Source organism: Longimicrobium sp. (assembly GCA_036389795.1).
In the GTDB taxonomy this organism is placed as follows: Bacteria; Gemmatimonadota; Gemmatimonadetes; order Longimicrobiales; family Longimicrobiaceae; genus Longimicrobium.
The window spans coordinates 18,302-37,431 of sequence record DASVWD010000004.1 but is presented as its reverse complement, the minus strand read 5'-3'; the positions used below and the strand labels follow the sequence as shown (position 1 = coordinate 37,431).

Annotated in this window: 16 protein-coding genes; 11 read left to right on the top strand and 5 right to left on the bottom strand. The window is 71.4% G+C overall.

Annotated features, from left to right (window positions below):
* The first annotated feature begins 177 nt into the window (after window positions 1–177).
* From VF746_00305 to VF746_00290, 4 genes are all read left to right on the top strand, one after another.
* Complete coding sequence (locus VF746_00305) at window positions 178–4,542, top strand: RHS repeat-associated core domain-containing protein (GenBank protein ID HEX8690851.1); 4,365 nt, start codon at window positions 178–180, stop codon at window positions 4,540–4,542.
* A 96-nt stretch (window positions 4,543–4,638) separates the two neighbouring features.
* Window positions 4,639–5,316 carry a hypothetical protein gene (locus VF746_00300; GenBank protein ID HEX8690850.1) on the top strand — a complete coding sequence of 226 codons (678 nt, stop codon included), beginning with the start codon at window positions 4,639–4,641 and terminating at the stop codon, window positions 5,314–5,316.
* A gap of 876 nt (window positions 5,317–6,192) precedes the next feature.
* Window positions 6,193–6,876 carry a hypothetical protein gene (locus VF746_00295; GenBank protein ID HEX8690849.1) on the top strand — a complete coding sequence of 228 codons (684 nt, stop codon included), beginning with the start codon at window positions 6,193–6,195 and terminating at the stop codon, window positions 6,874–6,876.
* A 488-nt stretch (window positions 6,877–7,364) separates the two neighbouring features.
* Window positions 7,365–7,862 (top strand): hypothetical protein, encoded by a 498-nt coding sequence (locus VF746_00290; GenBank protein HEX8690848.1) that lies wholly within the window; start codon window positions 7,365–7,367, stop codon window positions 7,860–7,862.
* Between the two features lie 122 nt (window positions 7,863–7,984).
* On the opposite strand, the gene VF746_00285 is transcribed toward VF746_00290, so the two are convergent.
* Together VF746_00285 and VF746_00280 are read right to left on the bottom strand one after the other, a co-directional pair.
* Window positions 7,985–10,621 (bottom strand): FtsX-like permease family protein, encoded by a 2,637-nt coding sequence (locus VF746_00285; GenBank protein ID HEX8690847.1) that lies wholly within the window; start codon window positions 10,619–10,621, stop codon window positions 7,985–7,987.
* Window positions 10,618–11,232 (bottom strand): ABC transporter ATP-binding protein, encoded by a 615-nt coding sequence (locus VF746_00280; GenBank protein HEX8690846.1) that lies wholly within the window; start codon window positions 11,230–11,232, stop codon window positions 10,618–10,620. Before VF746_00280 ends, VF746_00285 begins: the two co-directional genes overlap by 4 nt.
* 67 nt (window positions 11,233–11,299) lie before the next feature.
* Between VF746_00280 and VF746_00275 the strand changes: the two genes are divergently transcribed.
* From VF746_00275 to VF746_00265, 3 genes are all read left to right on the top strand, one after another.
* Complete coding sequence (locus VF746_00275) at window positions 11,300–12,010, top strand: arylesterase (GenBank protein ID HEX8690845.1); 711 nt, start codon at window positions 11,300–11,302, stop codon at window positions 12,008–12,010.
* Between the two features lie 171 nt (window positions 12,011–12,181).
* Window positions 12,182–12,427 (top strand): hypothetical protein, encoded by a 246-nt coding sequence (locus tag VF746_00270; protein HEX8690844.1) that lies wholly within the window; start codon window positions 12,182–12,184, stop codon window positions 12,425–12,427.
* Window positions 12,411–12,836 (top strand): PIN domain-containing protein, encoded by a 426-nt coding sequence (locus tag VF746_00265; GenBank protein ID HEX8690843.1) that lies wholly within the window; start codon window positions 12,411–12,413, stop codon window positions 12,834–12,836. Before VF746_00270 ends, VF746_00265 begins: the two co-directional genes overlap by 17 nt.
* Before the next feature lie 18 nt (window positions 12,837–12,854).
* Here the strand turns inward: VF746_00265 and VF746_00260 are convergent, their stop codons facing one another.
* Complete coding sequence (locus tag VF746_00260) at window positions 12,855–13,286, bottom strand: CBS domain-containing protein (GenBank protein ID HEX8690842.1); 432 nt, start codon at window positions 13,284–13,286, stop codon at window positions 12,855–12,857.
* 171 nt (window positions 13,287–13,457) lie between these two features.
* Window positions 13,458–13,916: a YaiI/YqxD family protein gene (locus tag VF746_00255; GenBank protein ID HEX8690841.1), complete on the bottom strand. Its 459-nt coding sequence runs from the start codon at window positions 13,914–13,916 to the stop codon at window positions 13,458–13,460.
* A 154-nt stretch (window positions 13,917–14,070) separates the two neighbouring features.
* On the opposite strand from VF746_00255, the gene VF746_00250 reads away from it, so the two are divergent.
* The 4 genes from VF746_00250 to VF746_00235 all read left to right on the top strand — a co-directional run bounded on the left by VF746_00250 (window position 14,071) and on the right by VF746_00235 (window position 18,323).
* Entirely contained in the window at window positions 14,071–15,750 is a 1,680-nt protein-coding gene (locus VF746_00250; GenBank protein HEX8690840.1) for an amidohydrolase, read from the top strand.
* Window positions 15,751–15,870: 120 nt separating this feature from the next.
* Window positions 15,871–16,377 carry a DUF6328 family protein gene (locus VF746_00245; protein HEX8690839.1) on the top strand — a complete coding sequence of 169 codons (507 nt, stop codon included), beginning with the start codon at window positions 15,871–15,873 and terminating at the stop codon, window positions 16,375–16,377.
* A gap of 134 nt (window positions 16,378–16,511) precedes the next feature.
* Window positions 16,512–17,213 (top strand): queuosine precursor transporter, encoded by a 702-nt coding sequence (locus VF746_00240; GenBank protein ID HEX8690838.1) that lies wholly within the window; start codon window positions 16,512–16,514, stop codon window positions 17,211–17,213.
* 369 nt (window positions 17,214–17,582) lie between these two features.
* Window positions 17,583–18,323 (top strand): DUF3800 domain-containing protein, encoded by a 741-nt coding sequence (locus VF746_00235; protein HEX8690837.1) that lies wholly within the window; start codon window positions 17,583–17,585, stop codon window positions 18,321–18,323.
* Window positions 18,324–18,461: 138 nt separating this feature from the next.
* Here the strand turns inward: VF746_00235 and VF746_00230 are convergent, their stop codons facing one another.
* A complete protein-coding gene (locus tag VF746_00230; protein ID HEX8690836.1) occupies window positions 18,462–18,977 on the bottom strand; it encodes a hypothetical protein in 516 nt (171 codons plus the stop codon).
* Window positions 18,978–19,130: the final 153 nt, after the last annotated feature.

Sequence of the window (19,130 nt, the reverse complement as noted above, 5' to 3'; positions counted from 1 at the left end):
CCATCCGGCCAAGTCCGCAATTTGTCCATACATCCAGCACGGGGCGAATTGCGAGCGCCCCCGGGTGCACCCGGGATTCCCTCTCCGCAGGGAGAGCCTTGCTAGTGGACGAAGTGTCCTTAAATATGCTGTCAAACCCTCCTGGTCTTCTCTCTACCGCATGTCTGGAGTTCCCGTATGTCCACAGCCGTCAGGTGGTGCCTGGCTGCGCTCCTGCTCGCCGGGGCGGCCGCCGAACGGGCCGCCGCCCAGAGCTGCAGCCCGACCTACCAGCAGGTCGTCGCGGCCGTGTACCCGCAGGTCATGGAGCGGGGGGCGGACGCCTCGGCCATCGGTTACTGGGGGGCGCAGCTGCAGAACGGGATGACGGTGAAGCAGCTCGTCTCCGCACTCGCGCACAGCGAAGAGTACCGGGTCAGCTACATCACCCCGTACGACGGCCCCACCATCGTCGCCAACCTGTACCGGCACCTGCTGGCGCGCGAGCCGGACCCCGGCGCCTCGGGGTGGGTGAGCTACGGGCAGTCCGCGGGGTGGGACGCGGTGATCGACGGCTTCCTCGGCAGCCAGGAGTACGCGGACCGCTTCGGGGAGCACGCGGTCCCCGGCGACCCGGTCACCGCGTGGGACTGCGCCCGCGTGACCACGCTCGTCACCCCCGCGGGCCACTCCGGCGCGGTGAGGAACGTGGCGCAGGGGAGCGCGACGGCGGCCTACACCACCCCGGCGTACGTGAGCAGGGACGTGCCCCGGTCGGTGACGCTCTTCTACGCCAGCGGGCAGGCCGCCCCACGGGGCTTCGTGCAGCTCGACGTGGTCGACAACTCGCCGTCGCCGCCCGCGAAGGTGTCGATCCGGGTGAAGGACCCCGGCGGCGCCTGGGTAACCGACGAGGTGTTCTACGCGGCCGGCGGCGGGGCGAACCGGGTGGCCGCGCAGTGGGACGCCACCTTCACTCCCACGGGCGCCTACCTCTACACGGCGGTGGTCCGCGTCTACCGGGGCGACGGCACCTTCACGGAGACCGCGGTCGGCACCCGGGTGATCATCATCAACGAGAGGTGGGGTCCCTACGGGGCGGGGTGGAGCATCCCGGGCCTGCAGCGGCTGTACGCGCAGGCGGACGGGATCCTGGCGACCAACGGCGACGGCTCCGCGGTGTTCTTCGCGAGCAGCGGCGCGGGCTACGCCTCGCCCGCCGGCGAGACCAGCACGCTCGGCTTCGACGGGACCCACTTCCGGCGCCGCTGGCTCGACGGCTCCACCGCGGTCTTCCACGGCGACGGGAAGCTCTGGAAGGTGGAGGACCGCTTCGGCAACGCGACCACCTTCGCGTACAGCGCGTCGGGGAAGGTGACCAGCATCACCGACCCGGCGGGGAAGGTGATCACCTTCGGCTACTACGCGTGCTGCGACGTGCTGGCCACCATCACCGACCCGGCGGGGCGCACCAGCAGCGTCTTCTACTCCGGCGACAGCCAGTCGGAGAACCTCGAGTTCCGCGACCCCACGGGCACGCGCGCGCTCCTGGCCGTCGTGCGGAACTCGGACAAGCGGCTGGCCGCCTGGGCCGACCGGGCCGGCGCCGCCTGGGACGTGGCGTACGACCACACGGGCGCCCTGGCCAGCGTGACCGCCCCGCAGGTGAGCACCACCGACGCGGGCGTCACCCGGCCGGTCGCCGCGCACGGCTCGCTGCAGAAGGCGGTGCTCCCGGCGCCGGGCGCCGGCACCTGGGCCGCGCCCGCCGCGCGCGTGCAGCCGCACGAGGTGCGCGTGACCATCACGGACCCGCGGGGGAACACCACGCGCGTGGCGGTGGACCGCTTCGGGAACCCCACCCGCGTCGAGGATCCGCTCGGGCGCGCGACGGTGATCGACCGGGACGGGGCGGGCCACGCGGTGCGCACGGTCTCTCCCTCGGGGCACACGGTGTGGGAGGCGCGCCGGGGCGAGGACGTCGTCCTGCGGCGCGACGAGACCACGGGCGCCGAGGTGCGGGCCTCGTACGAGCCGACGTACCACCAGCCCACGCACGTCTGGGGGAGCACCACCGAGGTGTGGAACTACTACGGCGCGCAGGGCCGGCTGGACAGCACGCGCGTGGGCACGGCCACGGCGCCCCGCACGGCCTTCACCTACACTCCCGACGGGCGGGTCGCCTCAGAGACCGACCCGGAGGGACACGGGGTGTTCTACGACTACTCGGGGAACACCTGGCAGAACCTGTCCTCCGTCGCCACGGGGAGCGTGGAGACCACCAGCCGGCGCGTGGCCACCCGCACCTTCGACGACTACGGGCGCGAGGCGGTGAGCGTCTCCCCGAACAACGACGTGACGCGGACCTTCTACGACCTGCTGAACCGGCCGACCCTGGCGGTGGGTGCGGAGAACGACACCACGAGGTACGAGTACGGCCCCGTGGACGTGTGGCGGGTGACCGACCCCAGGGGGCAGGCCTACCAGTTCAACCGCAACGCGCTCGGCTGGGTGGAGAGCGAGGTGGACCCCCGCGGCGGGGTGCTCCAGTACCGCTACGACCGCGCGGGCAACCGCACCGGCGTCACCAACCGCCGGGGCCAGGCGGTGGAGTTCGGCTACGACGCCCTGGGCCGCATGACCTCCCGGGTGGCGGGCGGCGTCACCACCACCTGGAGCTACGACCCCGCGGACCGGTGGGTGCAGGCCTCGAACCCGGAGAGCACCGACCGCGTCGAGCTCGACGCGGCGGGGCGGCCGCTGCGCACGGTGACCACCCGGGCGGGCGTCACCTACACCGTCGAGAACGCCTTCGACGCCCGCGGGCTGCGCACGGGGCTCTCCGTCACGGGGCCCTGGTCCGGCGCCCACACGGCGGGCTTCCGCTACAACGCCCGCATGCAGCTGGACACGCTCATCGACTTCGGGGGCGGCCGCACCGTCATCGAGCACGACCAGGACGGGCTGGAGGTGATGCGCACGCTCCCCTCCGGCGTCTGGATCAGCGGGGGCCACACGTCGCTGCACACCCCCACGGACGTCCACTACGCCCACCTCTCGCTGTACGGCCCGCTGGACAGCCGCTTCGGCTACGACGCCAACGGGCTGGTCGCCGCCCGGCTGACCCCGTACAGCGACTACCAGGGCTCGGGCGACCTGGTGCGCGAGTACAGCTACGACCGGCTCGGGCGGCTCCTGGGGTTCAGCGACGAGGCCTTCTACGACCAGGACCAGGTCTGTCCCGGCGGGCAGGACATGGACCCGGACAACGGCGCGTGCGTCCCCGCGGGGACGTCGCAGTTCTTCGGCGCGCTCAGCTACACCTACGACAAGGTGGGCAACCGCACCGACGGCGGCGCGGTGATCGAGACCGGGAACCGGCTGACGCAGTTCAACGGCTACGCGCTCCAGTACGACGCGGACGGCAACCTGGTGCAGAAGTCCAGGACCGTCCCGGCGCAGTTCAACCAGGTCCTGTACTGGAACAGCCTGGGCGAGCTGGAGGGCGCCACCACGAACGGGGTGGGCGTGAGCTACGGCTACGACGGCTTCGGTCGGCGCGTCCGGCGCAGCGGCGGTCCCGAGGGCACCGTCCGGTACCTGTACGACGGCGACGACCTGCTGATGGAGCTGGACGGCGCGGGGAGCGTGCTGCGCGAGTACACCTACTACCCGGGCGTCGACAACCCGCACAGCGTGCGCGTGTGGGCGAACGGGGCCGGGGGCGTGGTCTACCACTACGCCATGGAGCACCCGGGACACGTGGCCGGGCTGATCGGCCCGGGGAACCAGCTCGCCGCGCAGTACGAGTACGCGCCCTGGGGCGAGTCCGAGTACGCGGCGGGGGTGCAGCAGCCGCTGCGCTACATGGCGCGCGAGCTGGACCCGGGCACGCAGCTCTACTACGTCCGCAACCGCTGGTACGACCCGGCCCTGGCCCGCTTCGTCAGCGAAGACCCGATCGGCCTGGAAGGAGGGATCAACCCGTACGTGTACGCGGGGAACAGCCCGACCAACGCCACGGACCCGTTCGGCCTGTGCGTCGTGTTCAAGGGTGCCACGGACAAGGACCACGCGCGAGTGAACAAGGGACTGGACGAGTACTGTCCCATCGGGCTTGAGGTGATCACCGCGACCAGCCGGTCGGGGGGGCGGGGATGGAGTGGATACTTCACGGCATACTCCGGGACGTACTTCGCGGCGAATCCGGTCGGACGCGGGGAGGGTGGCGGCGGGGGCGGGCAAGAACGAATCAAGATGTACATCGAGTTCGAACAGTTTCGCGATAACGAGCTTGCCGAGCGGTTCATCGGCTGCAAGGAGAAGTACTACATCTCTGCGGAATACGGAGGCATTTACGGGGAGTGGTACATGTACCGGACGGATACGGAACTCCAGATCTTCAGCTTCCACACCATGTCTGTCAACCGGAAAGTCTGGTACGCTGGGCAGGTATACACCGAGGAATATGGGACGCACCAGGCAAGGGGCTGGGTGAACTGCACGACCGGGGGAGTGAAGTGGACAACGCCGCCGTTCTTCGTGACACTGTCACCGCCTTGAGCGCGTCGTCCCGGGCTCGCGCTCCGCCGGGTCGACTCCTTGCAGAAGCATCCGGAACTGCACAGTTCAACCAACCAGAGGAAGGAGCCGGAGCTCATGGCCACGCTGCTGAAGGTCCTGCTGCTGTCGCTCGGGGTAGTTGCACTGGTCCGAGCCCTCTCGTCGCAGTTCCGGTCCGGCGCGGGCCGGCCGCAGGAAGCCGGCGTGAGCTCGGCCGCAGCATCCGAAGGACGGAAGCGGCTCGCCGTCGCCCCCAGCGACGACGTGGTGGCGCGCACGGCTGTGCTGATCCTGCGCGCGGTCCTTCCCGCCGACGCGGGCGTCTCGCCGGATCGCGTCCGCATCCTTCCGGACGCGGAAGTGTTGACGGACCAACTCGCCGCCGCGCGCCTCGCGAGCATGGACAAGCCGCTGAAGTGCAGGCCGGCCGCGGCTGACGGAGTCCTCGAGCTTGCTTGCTCTCCGCTGTCGTCCAGGGCCTTGCGCCTCCATGAACAGAAGTTGCACCAGGAGAGAGGCGGCACGCTCGGCCCCGCCGGCCTGCGGGCGCTTCGCGAGAGTAGCGACGGGCGCATCCTGGTCGTCGGCCGCAGCGAAGAAGTCGCATTGCGCCCGGCCGACTTTGAGAGACTGGAGCGGGAGTTCGTTTTCGCAGCGAACTACGCCGTCGCCGCCGGTCCAGCGGCGGAGTTCGGGTACGACCCTCGGGAAGCGGCATGGGTTGAGGAATACGGGCCGACGTCCGGCGTCACTCGTGTGGTGAGGATCTCGTAGACCGGCGTGTGCCTCGGCGCTTCTGGCTCCAGGCCGCGCAGGGTATCAAGGAACCTGGCGACCCCGGAACGAATCGTCCCGGGGTCGCTCGCATCTTTCTCCCTCGGCGCAGCGAAGCCACGATAGGGAGTTCCTGCATCCTCAATCGAGAAGCCGGCGTGCAGCAGCCGCTGCGCTACATGGCGCGCGAGCTGGACCCGGGCACGCAGCTGTACTACGTCCGCAACCGCTGGTACGACCCCTCCCTGGCCCGCTTCGTCAGCGAAGACCCGATCGGCCTGGAAGGAGGGATCAACCCGTACGCGTACGCGGGGAACAGCCCGACCAACACCACGGACCCGTTCGGGCTGTGCGTCGAGTTCGGGGGTGCGACAGACAAGGACCACAAACGAGTGGCCAAGGGACTGGACGAGTACTGCGACATTGGGCTCGACGGCGTCACCGGGACCGCCCGGCCCGTGGATTGGGGGTTGGGTGGGTATTCCTTGTCGGAAATCCTCCAGGTGGCCCGCGGTGGGGGTGGCGATGCGAATGCGTTTGCTCAGCCGGGTGTGCGAACGGTTACAACCCGGCGACAGCGGGACGACTGGCGCAACTGCCATCTGCAAACGATAAACTTCGTGAGCAGGCCGTTACACATAGAGTTTCAGCGTGGTTACCCGATCCCGATCCATATCCGGTTCGAGAGGGTGCGTTGGAACCTGCAGCAGACCGCCAGGGTGGGGGACAGAGCGCTTTACCAGGGAAGGCTGGTGGGGTTAGGCGGGCCCGAAACTCCCCTGATTCCCGCATGGGGCTATGTCGATTGCCAAACGGGATGGGGAACTTTTTTTTGCCGACGACCGGATTGCAAACCCCGCGCAGGGAAGGTGAACCGTGATCGACACGATTCCAGCGAGTCCGTCCGACCTGAGCGCCGCGCACGTCGCGGTGTTCGCCCTGCGAGCTTCGCTGCCGCGGCGCGTTCCCGTCGATGTGGACCGGGTGATCTTGCCTCCTGATGACGCCGTGCTCAACGATCGGGAAGCTGCTGCCGTTCTGGCGGCGATGAGACCGGTCCAATGCGTGCCCGAGGTGCGGAGCGGCGTTCTGGTGATCGAGACCGCTCCCCTATCGGAGGAGGAGGCTGAGTTCGCCAGAAGCAGCCTGCGGGATGCGGGCGGCTGTATACCCGCTCAGCTCGAGGCGTCGACGGAAGCGGGCGGCCATCCGCAGATCCTGCTGATCGGACGGGGCGAAACGATGGTGGTCGATACGGAGACACTCAAGCGTTCGTTCGCGGAGTATGTGATCACCATCGACGGGTTTTGTATCGATGGCCGACTTCCCGATGCTGCGGAACGGGAGCGGGGCATCCAATGGGTCGTGCATGTCGGACGTGCAGAGCTGGTTACTCCAGAGTACCTTGCCTCGCTCTCTGAACCGGATCGGATCAGGTGGGAGCATACGCGGAGGCTGGACGAGAGCGTGCAACGACTTCTGGATTCTTCGGATGGGCCAGTTGCGTTCGAGAGCTTTCGAGAGTTGGTCGAAATGCATGATCAGACCGAAAGCGAATAAGGAATACAGGACCGCAGCGTCGACGCCGGGCAGTGCGAGGGGCGTTCTGTTTGCCTCCGGCCGAGGAATGCGGGACGACGCATGGAGACCGAGACCAGGGGGATGGGTGTCGTCAAGACAGAGCACAGGAGCCGTCAAGCCAGCCGCTTCGTCTCAGAGTGGGTGATCTGTGACATGAGACGTACACCTGTGCGCACCCACGGGAGGGAATCGGCCCTGATGTCGCGCGATTCTCCTCCGACCACGGGTGACTACGGGTGACTTGAACCTCGTTGGATCCGTGCAGGACATCATGGAGAAGCGGCTGAAGGTCCTGCTGCTCGCGCTCGGTGCAGCCGCGGTCGTGCTGGTGGTGGCGGCGAAGCTCGGGCGCGGCGCGTCCGGCGCGGGCCGCGCGCGGCAGGCCGCTCCGGGCCGTGCCGCCGTATCCGGCGGGCAGCACCGGGTCGTCGTCGAGCCCCGGCGAGGACGCGGTCGCACGCGCCGCCGTGCTGATCCTGCGCACGCTCCTTCCCGCCGACGCGGGGGTCGCTCCCGATCGCGTCCGCATCCTGCCGGACGCGGACGTGCTGACCGACCGGCTCGCCGCGGAGCGCCTGGCGGGGATGGCCAGGCCGCTGGAGTGCCGGCCGTCCGCCGCCGCCGGCGTCCTCGAGCTCGCCTGCGGGCCGCTTTCTCCCGGGAGCCTGGTCGTCTACGAATGGCGGCTCCGGGATCGCCGGGAAAGAGGCGGGCTGCTCGAACGGGCCGGTTTGCGGGCCGTCCGAGAGAGTGGCAGGGACGGGATCCTGATCGTCGGCCGCGGCGAAGAGGTTCTCCTGCGCACGGCGGACGTGGAAAGGCTGGAGCGAGAGTTCGAGTTCGACGCGAGCTATTCCGTCGTCACCGGGACGCCCGCGAAGCTCGGGTACGACCCGCCGGATGCGGCATGGCTCGTACGCTTCAGTCCGGCACCCGTCACCGCCGTCCGGGTGGACTCCCGGTAAGAAGGACCGAAGCGCCTTCCACGGGCGAGGCTCCGCGCCGGACTACGCGGGATCATGAAGCGGGCGACCCCGGGACGAACCGTCCCGGGGTCGCCCGCGTTTCTCCCCCTCGACGGGGCAACTCACTCCTCGCGCAGCGCCTCCAGCGGCGTGTGCCGGAACACCTCGCGGCTGGCCCAGAGCCCCACCGCTCCCGCCAGCGCCGTCACCGCCGCGGCGAGGACGAGGAGCGGCGAGACGGGCACGGCGAAGTCCACCTCGAACACCCATTTCGACAGCGCCCACCCGGCCGCCGTGGCCAGCAGGACGCCGGCGAGGCTCGCCAGCAGGCCCAGCGCCAGGTATTCGGCGAGCAGGATGGCGCCGATCTGCCGCCGCGTGGCGCCGAGCGTCCGCAGCAGCACGCTCTCGCGGATGCGCTGCAGGCGGCTGGTGAGCACCGCGCCCAGCAGCACGACGAACCCCGTCGCCACGCTGAACGCGGCCAGGAAGCGGATCACCGCCGCCACGCGCCCCAGCACCTCGTCCACCGCCGCCTGCACCTGCGTGAGGTCCAGGATCGCCACGTTCGACCAGCGCGCCACCACGTCGCGCTGCACCCGCGCCCGCGCGGCCGCGCCGGGAGAGCGCGCCAGCAGCACCCACGTCTGCGGCGCGCCCGCGAGGACGGACGTGGGGAAGACGGCGAAGAAGTTGGGCTCCAGCCGCCGCCAGTCCACCTCGCGGATCGACGTCACCCGCGTGGGGATGCGCACCCCCTGCACGTCCCAGGTGATGGTGTCGCCCAGCCCCACCGCCAGGTCCTCCGCGATCGCGACGTCCAGCGACACCTCCGCCGGCCGCCCGCCCCGCGACCCGCCGCCGCCCGGCCGCCACAGCCCGCCCTCCAGCATCCGCTCTGAGCCCACCAGCGTGTCGCGGAAGGTCGAGCGGTACTCGCGCCGCACCGCCCACCCTTCGGGCCCGCGCCGCTCGCCGTCCCGGTCTCCGTCCCGCTCCGGCCGCCCCTCGCGCCCGGAAGGAGCCTGATCTCCCGCCTCGGCCGTGTCCGCTTCCGGCGCGAGCGGGACGAGCTGCGCGGCCGTCTTCCCGTTGATCGAGTGGATGCGCATGGGGACGATCGGCGCGCGCTGGAGCACCTGGACCCGCTCGGCGGCCAGCGCGCCGGCGACGCCCGCCTCCTGCTGCTCCTGCACGTCGAAGAGGAGGAGGTCGGCCCGCGTCTGGGCCGCGTTGATCCGCAGGGGGCGCAGCAGGTTGTGCTGCGCGAGATAGAGCGTCGCCAGCAGGAACACGCCGAAGCCGAGGGCGAGCACCACCACGCGCGTCTGGTTCCCCGGCCGGTGCAGGTTGGCCACGCCCTGCCGGGCCGGGTACGGCAGCCCCGCCGTCCGCGCCCGGCGCACCGCGCGCGTCACCAGCCAGGCCGCCGCCCACAGCGCCAGCAGCGTCGCGCCGATCCCCGCCACGAAGCCGATCCCCGTCGCCGCCTCGCCCGCCTGCAGCACCACCAGCGCCGCGACGCTGGCGAAGAGGAGGAGCCACGCGCCCAGCGTCCACGGGTCGCGCCCCGCGCGCCCGGCCGCCTCCACCCGCCGGCGCAGCGCCTCCAGCGGCGAGACGCGCCGCGTCGCCAGCAGCGGCAGCAGCGCGAAGGCGAGCGCCACCCACACGCCCACGCCGACCCCGGTCGCCACCGCCAGCGGATCGACGGTCGTGCTGACGTCCACCGGGAGCAGGTCCGCCAGCAGCCGCGGCAGGATCCATTGCACGGCGACGCCGCCGAGCGCGCCGAGCGCTGCCCCCGCGAGCCCCATCGCCCCCGCCTGCAGGAGGTAGACGGCGATCACCTGCGGGGCGGTGGCGCCCAAGCAGCGCAGCGTGGCCACCGTCTCGCGCTTCTGGGCCATGTACGCGCCCATCGCGCTCGCCACCCCGATCCCGCCCAGCAGCAGCGCGAAGGTGCCCACCAGCCCCAGGAACGAGCCCAGTCGGCCCAGCGCCTCGTCCAGGTCGCGCTGCTGCTCGCCCGCCGTCCGCACCCCCACCCGCTCGCGGCGCAGCGCCGGCCGGTGCGCGTCCACCAGCCGCTGCGCCGCGTCCGCCCGCGGGAGGCGCACGTACGCCTCGTACTCCACCCGGCTGCCGAAGCGGATCAGCCGCGTTTCGCCCACGTAGCGCGCCGGGATCACCAGCCGCGGGGCGAAGAGCGCCGCCACGTTCACGTCGCCCGGCACCTTCTCCAGCGTCCCCGCGACACGGAAGCGCGCCTCGCCGACCGACACCGAGTCGCCCACGCGGGCGCCGAGCGCGGTGAGCAGCGCCGGGTCCAGCAGCGCGTTGCGTCCCCCGTGCAGGGTGCGCCAGCCCCCCGCGGGCGCGGTCACGATCTCGCCGTAGAAGGGGTAGCCCGGCTCCACCGCGCGCACCTGCGCCAGCCGCGTCCCCCCCGTGCGCTCCACCAGCGCCATCGAGCCGAACGAGGTGACGCGGGCGACGGGGACGCGCGCGCGCCGGAGCGAGTCGAGCAGCGCCTCCGCGCGCCGCCCGAAGGCGCGGTTGCTGGAGAAGGCCACGTCCGCGCCCAGCAGCGCGCGCGACTGGTCGCGCACCCCCGCCGCCAGGTTGGCCGCGAACGACTGCGTGGCCACCAGCGCCGCCACGCCGAGGGAGATCGAGGAAAGGAAGAGGAGGAGCCGCCGGCGCGCGAAGCGGCTCTCCCGCCAGGCCAGCGCCAGCAGCGGGCCGGAGCGCGTCACGAGCCGCCCCGCTCGTCCGACACCACCACGCCGTCCGCCAGCCGGATCACCCGCCGGGCGCGCGCCGCCAGGTCGGGGTCGTGGGTGACCAGCACCAGCGTGGTCCCCAGCTCGCGGTTCAGCTCCGTCAGCAGCTCGATGATCCGCCCGCCGGTGGCCGCGTCCAGGTTCCCCGTGGGCTCGTCGGCGAAGAGGATCGACGGCCGGTGCACGAACGCCCGCGCGATCGCCACCCGCTGCTGCTCGCCGCCGGAGAGCTGGGCGGGGAAGTGGTGCCCGCGCCCGCCGAGCCCCACCCGCGCCAGCAGCTCGTCCGCCCGCCCGCCCGCGCGCTCGCCGCGCAGCTCCAGGGGGACCTCCACGTTCTCTCGCGCGGTAAGGGTGGGGATGAGCTGGAACGATTGGAAGACGAAGCCGATCCGCTCGCGCCGGAGCCGCGCCCGGGCGTCCTCGCTGAGCGCGCCCAGGTCGGTGCCGTCCAGCCGCACGGCGCCGCCGCTGGGGCGGTCGAGCCCGGCCAGGAGCCCCAGCAGCGTGGTCTTCCCGCTCCCGGACGGCCCGACGATTGCCACCGTCTCCCCCGGCTCCACCCGGAAGCTTACGTTTCTCACGGCGGCCAGCTGCTGGCCGCCGCTCCTGTACGTCTTGGACAGATTCTCCGCGATGAGCACTGGATCCGTGTCCCGCTGGTCCCTGAGAGTCCTGGTACCGGCCTTCTTCATCATCGGCTGCCGCGCCGGGGAGCGCCAGCCCGCGGACGGCGCCCGCGGCGCCGCCGACCCCGAGCCGCCCGCCGCCCCGGCCGGGGAGCGCAGGGTGGTGCTCTTCGTGGGGACCAGCCTCACCGCCGCGCTGGGGCTGGAGCCCGAGCAGGGCTTCCCCGCGCTCATCCAGGAGAAGATCGACTCCGCGGGGCTCCCCTTCGAGGTGGTGAACGCGGGCGTGAGCGGCGAGACGTCGACCGGCGCGCGCGGCCGGATGCGCTGGCTGCTCAACCAGCCCTTCGACGTGCTGGTGCTGGAGACGGGCGCCAACGACATGCTGCGCGGCACCAGCCTGCGCCGGCTGCGCGAGAACCTCGAGGCGATCGTCGACACGGTGAAGGAGGCGCGGCCGGGAGCGCGCATCGTGCTGGCGGGGATGGTGGCCGCGCCCAACCTGGGCGAGCGCTACGGCCGGGACTTCCGCGCCGTCTACGCCGACGTCGCGCGGGAGGACACCCTGCCGCTCGTCCCCTTCCTCCTGGAGGGCGTGGCCGGCAACCCCGAGCTCAACCTGGGCGACGGCATCCACCCCAACGAGCGCGGCCACCGCATCCTCGCCGAGAACGTCTGGAGGGTGCTGGAGCCGGTGCTGCGGGCGGAAGCGAGCGCTCCACCGCGGGAGTGAGCCCGGCGAGGTCTCGCGGGCTGCGATGGAAAGATGGAAAGGGCAGTCGTCTCAGTCGAAGGGCAGGTGGCAAACAGGAGCGTCCGACCGGTGGCCGCTTTCGCGTGTATCCCTTGACGGGGCAGCGCAATCGTATCAAACTGGACGAACCGTGCGCGAACGAGGCATCACATGGAGACGAAGATGACACGCATCCCCGCGACCTATGACGGCGAGGTGATCCGCCTAGACGAGCCGTTGCCGCTGCCGCCGAACACGCGCGTGTTTGTCACCGTCGATCCGGGCGAGGCTGTTCGGAAAGGCGAGAAGTCATTCCTTGAAACTGCGCTTTCGTTGAGCGTCGACGGTCCGGAAGACTTCTCGACCCGTCTCGACGAATACCTCTACGGCGACCTTGTCGATGACGAAGACGAGTGAAGTGTTCCTCGACACTGCGTTCGCCATCGCACTCGTTGTTCCTCGTGACGCACTTCACGCCGCAGCTGTCAACGTCGCCAATCAGCTCAGGTCCGAACGGACCCGGATGATCACGACATGGGCTGTCATTCTGGAGATCGGGAACGCTCTCTCGAAGGCGCGCTACCGGTCCGTCGCCGTTTCGCTCCTCGACAGCATAGCGGAGAACCGTGACCTCGAGATCGTCCCGTTCTCGGAGCGGCTCGTCGAAGAGTCCTTTGCGCTTTTCCGGGCTCGAGGTGACAAGGAATGGAGCCTGACGGACTGCATGTCGTTCGTGGTGATGCGCCAGCGTGGAATTACGGACGCACTGACAGCGGACGATCACTTCCGCCAGGCAGGCTTCCGCCCGCTCCTGAGTGCCAGCTGATCTCCATCCTCCGGTTTTTCAACTCTCCACCAGCATCGGCGTTTCCATCACCTCCCGGAGCAGCTTCTCGACTCCCGCCTGCTCCCGGTCGGAGCGCGCGCGCAGGAGGTCGCGCGCGGAGACGATCCCGAGCAGGCGCTCCTCGCCGTCGGTGACCAGGGCCTGCTGCACGTCCGCGCCCAGCATCCGGGCGAGAGCGTCCTCAATCCCGTCGTCCGGACGGAGGGTGGCCCAGGCGTAGCGCGTCATCACGTCCTGCGCGCGGTGGCCCGGCGGGCAGCCGGCGGCCACGTGCCGCACCACCAGGTCGCGCTCGGTGATCACGCCGCGCACGCGCATCCCGCGGCGGTCGTCGACCACCGGGACCAGCGCCAGGTTGAAGTCGCGCATCGTCCGGGCGACGCGGGCGACCGGGTCGGACGCCGTGACGACGTAAGGCTGCTGAGCCATCACATCCATCACTCGCATCGTGCTTCCCTCGGGGAACGGGTGGGGAGGCAGGCACAGATCGGCGCGTCATAATACACTGCCGCGCAGCCGCGCGCAGGGGGGATCGCCCGGAGCGGCTGTCCGGAAAACCCGGTCTGCCGCCGCCCGCGTACCCACCGCCATGCGGACGGCTCAGCGGCGGCGCAGCGCCCGGGTGAGCACGCGGTCGAGCGCCGCCGCGAACGCCTGCTTCTCCTTCGCGCCGTAGGGCCGCGAGCCGCCCGTCTCCACGCCAGAGCCCCGCAGCCCGTCCATGAAGTCGCGCACGGCCAGGCGCTCGCCCACGTTCTCGGGCGTGTACTCCTCGCCGCGCGGGTCGATCACGCTCACGCCCTTCTCCACCAGCGCGGCCGCGAGGGGGATGTCGGCCGTCACGGCCACGTCGCCCGGCAGGGCGGCCTCGGCGATGTGGCGGTCGGCCGCGTCGGGGCCGCCCTCCACCCGCACGGCGGCCACGAACGCGTTGCCGGGCGGCACCTGGAGCCGCTGGTTGGCCACGAGCAGCGTCTCCAGCTCCAGGCGCCTGGCCGCGCGGAAGACGATCTCCTTCACGTCGCGCGGCGCGGCGTCCGCATCGATCCAGAGCTTCACGACGAGCACCGGGCTGGGGTGAGTGGAACCGGGGAGGGGAAGATAACCCGTCCTGACGCGACCGCATCCACCGGCCATTGCCTTCCGGCTTCCGGCGCGGCTAGATCTCCCGCTCACCCACACCGCTCATCCCGGCCTCGCTCCCCGCGCTCCCATGAACCGGCACCCTCTCCTCCGCCGCACCGTCGTCCTCGGCGGGCCTTTGCTCCTGGCCGCGTACGCGCAGGGGACGCGGGTGGCGTCCCAGGAGCCCGCCGAGCTGGTCGTCCTCCACGCGACCGTCTGGACGGGCGTGGCCGGCGCGCGCGACGCGCAGGCGCTGGCGGTGCGCGGGGGGCGGATCGTCGCGGTCGGGTCGGACCGCGAAGTGGAGCGGCTGGCCGGGCCGGGGACGCGGGTGGTCGACGCGGTGGGGCGGATGGTGGTGCCGGGGTTCATCGACTCGCACATCCACTTCCTGGGCGGCGGGTACTCGCTGGCCTCGGTGCAGCTCCGCGACGCGCGCACGCCGGAGGAGTTCACCCGACGCATCCGCGACTTCGCGCGCACGCTGCCGCCGGGCGCCTGGATCACCGAGGGGAACTGGGACCACTCGCTCTGGGGCGGCGAGCTGCCGAGGAAGGAGTGGATCGACTCGGTCACGCCCGACAACCCCGTGTGGGTGAGCCGGCTGGACGGGCACATGGCGCTGGCCAACTCCGCCGCCCTGCGCGCCGCCGGCGTCACCCGCGACACCCGCGAGGTGGAGGGCGGCACCATCGTCCGCGGCCCGGGGGGCGAGCCGGCCGGCGTGCTCAAGGACAACGCCATGGCGCTGGTGGACCGCGTGGTCCCGCCGCCGTCGCCGGAGATGCAGGACCGGGCGCTCGCCGCCGCCATGCGCTTCGTGGCGGAGCAGGGCGTCACCTCGGTGCACCACATGGGGAGCTGGGCGGACCTGGCCGCGTTCCGCCGCGCGCACGCCGCCGGGCGGCTCGGGACGCGCATCTACGCCGCCGTCCCGCTCGACGGCTGGGAACTGCTGCGCGACACCGTGGCCGCCCGCGGCCGGGGCGACGAGTGGCTGCGCATCGGCGGGCTCAAGGGGTACGTGGACGGCTCGCTCGGCTCGCACACCGCCGCCTTCCACCAGCCGTTCACCGACGCGCCGGCCGACTCCGGCCTCCTGGTCACCCCGCCGGACAGCCTCCACCGCTGGGCCGCGGGCGCCGACCGCGCCGGGCTGCAGGTGATGGTGCACGCCATCGGTGACCGGGCGAACACGATCCTCCTGGACGTCTTCGCCCGCGTAGCCAGTGAAAACGGCGCGCGAGACCGGCGCTTCCGCGTGGAGCACGCGCAGCACCTGGCCCCGCGCGACATCCCCCGCTTCGCCGCGCTGGGCGTGATCCCCAGCATGCAGCCGTACCACGCCATCGACGACGGGCGCTGGGCCGAGCGGGTGATCGGCCCCGAGCGCATCCGCACCACCTACGCCTTCCGCTCGCTGCTGGACGCGGGCGCCCGCCCGGCGTTCGGGAGCGACTGGTACGTGGCGCCGCCCACGCCGCTGGAGGGGATCTACGCCGCCGCCACCCGCAGGACGCTGGACGACCGCAACCCCGGCGGCTGGGTGCCGGAGCAGAAGATCACCGTGGAGGAGGCGCTCCGGGCCTACACCTCCGGCGCGGCGCACGCGGCGTTCGAGGAGCGCGAGAAGGGGACGCTGGAGCCGGGGAAGCTCGCCGACTTCGTGGTGCTCGACCGCGACCTGCGCCGCGTGCCGCCCGAGACCATCCGCGACGCGCGGGTGGCGATGACGGTGGTCGGCGGGCGCGTGGTCCACGAGCGCTGAGGACGGCGGACCTGCCGACGGCCGGGGGAGGTGTGTGACGTATCGGCACGAATCTGGTAATCGGCGTGCGGCGAAGGCCGGGGCCGGCCTGTTTCGCCGTCACCAGATTCCGACCAGCGCGTGAGCACCCAGCCGTCGCACCCCAGCAGGATGCCCCCCGCCGAGAGCGAAGGGAACCTCTCGCTGGAAGACGCCGCCAGCTACATGCTGGAGGAGTGCCGCATGGTGCTCCCGGGGATCCAGAGCCTCTTCGGCTTCCAGCTCATCGCCGTCTTCAACCAGGCGTTCTCCACCCGGCTCAGCGGGTTCGAGCAGAAGCTGCACCTGGGCGCCATCGTGCTGGTGGTGGTCTCCATCGCGCTGGTGATGGCGCCCGCCGCGCTGCACCGCCAGCGCGAGCCGCGCTCCGTCAGCGAGAACTTCCTGGCCGTCTCCTCGCGCCTGCTGCTCTGGAGCATGCTCCCGCTGGCGCTGGGGATCTCGCTCGACGTCTTCCTGGTGAGCCGCGTGATCCTCCGCTCGTCCACCGGCGCGCTCGCGCTGGCCGGCGTGCTCTTCGGCGTCTTCGTCCTCCTCTGGTACGGGCTGCCGCGCCGGCGCGTGATGCGCCGCCTGGCCCAGCGCTGACCTGCCGCGGATGCGGCCCCTTCCTCTCGACAGCCGCGGCGTTTCCGGGTAGACTGGAGGCCTTCGGCGCACGTTCCACGCTCACCCTCGCGGCCGCGGACTGCCTCGCGGCCGCCCCACCCGCGCGCATCCCCATGCAGGCAGCCGTTCCTCATCCGCACCGCCGGTACAAGTACTTCGACCTGATCATGGCGGCGTTCGTGACCGTGCTGCTCTGCTCCAACCTGATCGGGCCGGGGAAGCCGGCGCGGATCGGTCCGGTGAGCTTCGGGGCGGGGATCCTGTTCTTCCCGATCGCCTACCTCTTCGGCGACATCCTCACCGAAGTGTACGGCTACGCGCGCTCGCGCCGCGTGATCTGGGCGGGGTTCGCGGCGCTGGCCTTCGCCTCGCTGATGAGCGTGGTGGTGCTCGCGCTGCCGCCCGACCCCACCTGGAAGGGGCAGGCCGCGCTGGTGAGCGTGTTCGGGCAGACGCCGCGCATCGTGCTCGCCTCGCTGGCGGCGTTCTGGGTGGGCGAGTTCGCCAACTCGTACGTGCTGGCCAAGATGAAGCTCTTCACCGAGGGCCGCTGGCTCTTCACCCGCACCATCGGCTCGACGATCGTGGGCGCGGGCGTCGATTCGGCCGTCTTCTACCCGGTGGCCTTCCTGGGCGTGTGGGAGACGCAGACGGTGCTCCGGGTCACGCTCAGCAACTACGTCCTCAAGGTGCTCTGGGAGGTGATCGCCACGCCGCTCACCTACCGGGTGGTGGGCTTCCTCAAGCGCGTGGAGCACGAGGACTACTACGACCGTGACACCGACTTCACCCCGTTCTCGATCGCGGTGGAGTAACTTGCGAAGTGCGAAGTGCGAAGTGCGAAGTGCGAAGTGCGAAGTGCGAAGTGCGAAGCCGAGCGGCGATTGCCTTCGTACGCAGACAAGCACTTAGCACTTCGCACTCAGCACTTCGCACTGCGGTTTGGGGCGTGTCCCTCCGCTGCGCTCCGGGCCGGGCTGCGCGCGCGGTAGGGCAACAAACAACGTTGCCCAACCGCGCCGGGCCACCGCCGCGACGATACCCCGTGTCGCGGCGCCGTCCCGGCCCTCCGGGCGCGCATCCCTCACGCGAGTCTCTCACAGGGGGTTGCGGAACGCGTCCCGAAGCCGTACCCTTCGTCCACTTTCCTCCATTCCCTTCTTCTCCCACCTGCCCCGTCCCGCTTGCCCGCCTTCAGCGACTACGTGGTCTTCGTCGACGAGAGCGGCGACCACGGCATGGAGTCGATCGACGCCAGCTACCCCGTGTTCGTCCTGGCCTTCCTCGTCTTCGAGAAGGAAGCGTACGCGTCCGCCGCCGCGCCCGCGGTGCTGCGCTTCAAGTACCGCCACTTCGGACACGACCAGGTGATCCTGCACGAGCACGACATCCGCAAGAGCAAGGGCCCGTTCGCCTTCCTCTTCGACGCCGCGCGGCGCGACGCCTTCTTCGCCGACCTCGACCGGCTGATGGTGGAGGCGCCGTTCACGCTGGTCGCCAGCGCCATCCACAAGCAGCGCCACCGCGAGCGCTACCGCCGCCCGGCCGATCCCTACCACGTGGCCATGGGCTTCGGCCTGGAGCGCATCTACCAGCACCTGTGCGGGCGCGGGTGCAGCGGCGGCGTCACGCACCTGCTGTTCGAGCGGCGCGGGGCGAAGGAAGACGCCCGGCTGGAGGAGGCCTTCCGCCGCGTCTGCGGCGGCGACAACCACCTGCGCCGGGCGCTCCCGTTCGAGATCGTGATGACCGACAAGAAGGCGAACTCGGCCGGGCTCCAGCTCGCCGATCTGGTCGCGCGGCCGATCGGGCGCAAGGTGCTGGACCCCGCGCAGCCCAACCGCGCCTGCGACCTGCTGGAGCCCAAGTTCCGCCGCAGCCCGTCCGGTCGGAAGGAGGGGTGGGGGCTGAAGGTCTTTCCCTGAGGGAGGGACGGGCCGGAAAAACGAAAGGCCCCGGCATTTCGCCGAGGCCAGTCGCCGACCGGGTGTTCCCAGTCCAACTGCTTGGGCCGAAGTATAACCGAACCCCCTCGCCCTGTCAAGAGCGTACGTTCCGCCCCCTCACGCAGCGGGCGCGCCGACCGGAAACGCCCGCGCGTGCCACGACTCGCGCAGCGGCCGCTCCCAGCGCCCGGCGCGCACGTCGCCCACGCTGGCCGCCGTGTTGTCGAAGACCACCGTGTCCTCGCCCACTTCGCCGGACTGGGCCAGCCGGCGGAACTCGGGGCGGGGCACCCCGCGCACGGCGCCGTCCGCGCCGCGGTAGAACACCAGCGACGCCGCCTCGCGCAGCGACAGGCCCAGCTCGGCCTCCGCGTCCTTCAGCGCGCGGGTGAGCGAGTCGATCGAGCACCCCGACACCCCCGTGGCGCGCTCGTCGGCGGCCACCAGCAGGAAGCGGCCGTGGCGAAGCTCGCGCGCCCCGGCCACCGGCGCGCCGTGCGCGTGCCAGTGCGCCAGGAAGCCGTCCACGTGCCGCAGCAGCGCCGCCGACTCGTCCGGCGACAGGTCGCGGGAGGCGGCGAACACCCACACGCGGGCGTCGTCGGGCATGCGGTCGAAGTCGAAAGCGGGCATCGTTCCCCTCGGAGCAAAGTGATGGCTGCGCGCAATCTACACCTCGCGCCGTCCGGGGTGTAGTGGCGCGCGTCACGTTCCGAGCGGGAGAGCGGGGGAAAGCGCTCGGCCGCGAGGCTCGCCCGGTCCGGGGAGCCCCGCGGCCGTCCGGGC

Bases quoted from the DNA above. Each gene is read 5' to 3' on its own strand.
- VF746_00260 (HEX8690842.1), bottom strand. From the start codon at position 13,286: ATGGCTCAGCAGCCTTACGTCGTCACGGCGTCCGACCCGGTCGCCCGC.
- VF746_00305 (HEX8690851.1), top strand. From the start codon at position 178: ATGTCCACAGCCGTCAGGTGGTGCCTGGCTGCGCTCCTGCTCGCCGGG.
- VF746_00265 (HEX8690843.1), top strand. From the start codon at position 12,411: ATGACGAAGACGAGTGAAGTGTTCCTCGACACTGCGTTCGCCATCGCA.
- VF746_00240 (HEX8690838.1), top strand. From the start codon at position 16,512: ATGCAGGCAGCCGTTCCTCATCCGCACCGCCGGTACAAGTACTTCGAC.
- VF746_00300 (HEX8690850.1), top strand. From the start codon at position 4,639: ATGGCCACGCTGCTGAAGGTCCTGCTGCTGTCGCTCGGGGTAGTTGCA.
- VF746_00250 (HEX8690840.1), top strand. From the start codon at position 14,071: ATGAACCGGCACCCTCTCCTCCGCCGCACCGTCGTCCTCGGCGGGCCT.
- VF746_00270 (HEX8690844.1), top strand. From the start codon at position 12,182: ATGGAGACGAAGATGACACGCATCCCCGCGACCTATGACGGCGAGGTG.
- VF746_00230 (HEX8690836.1), bottom strand. From the start codon at position 18,977: ATGCCCGCTTTCGACTTCGACCGCATGCCCGACGACGCCCGCGTGTGG.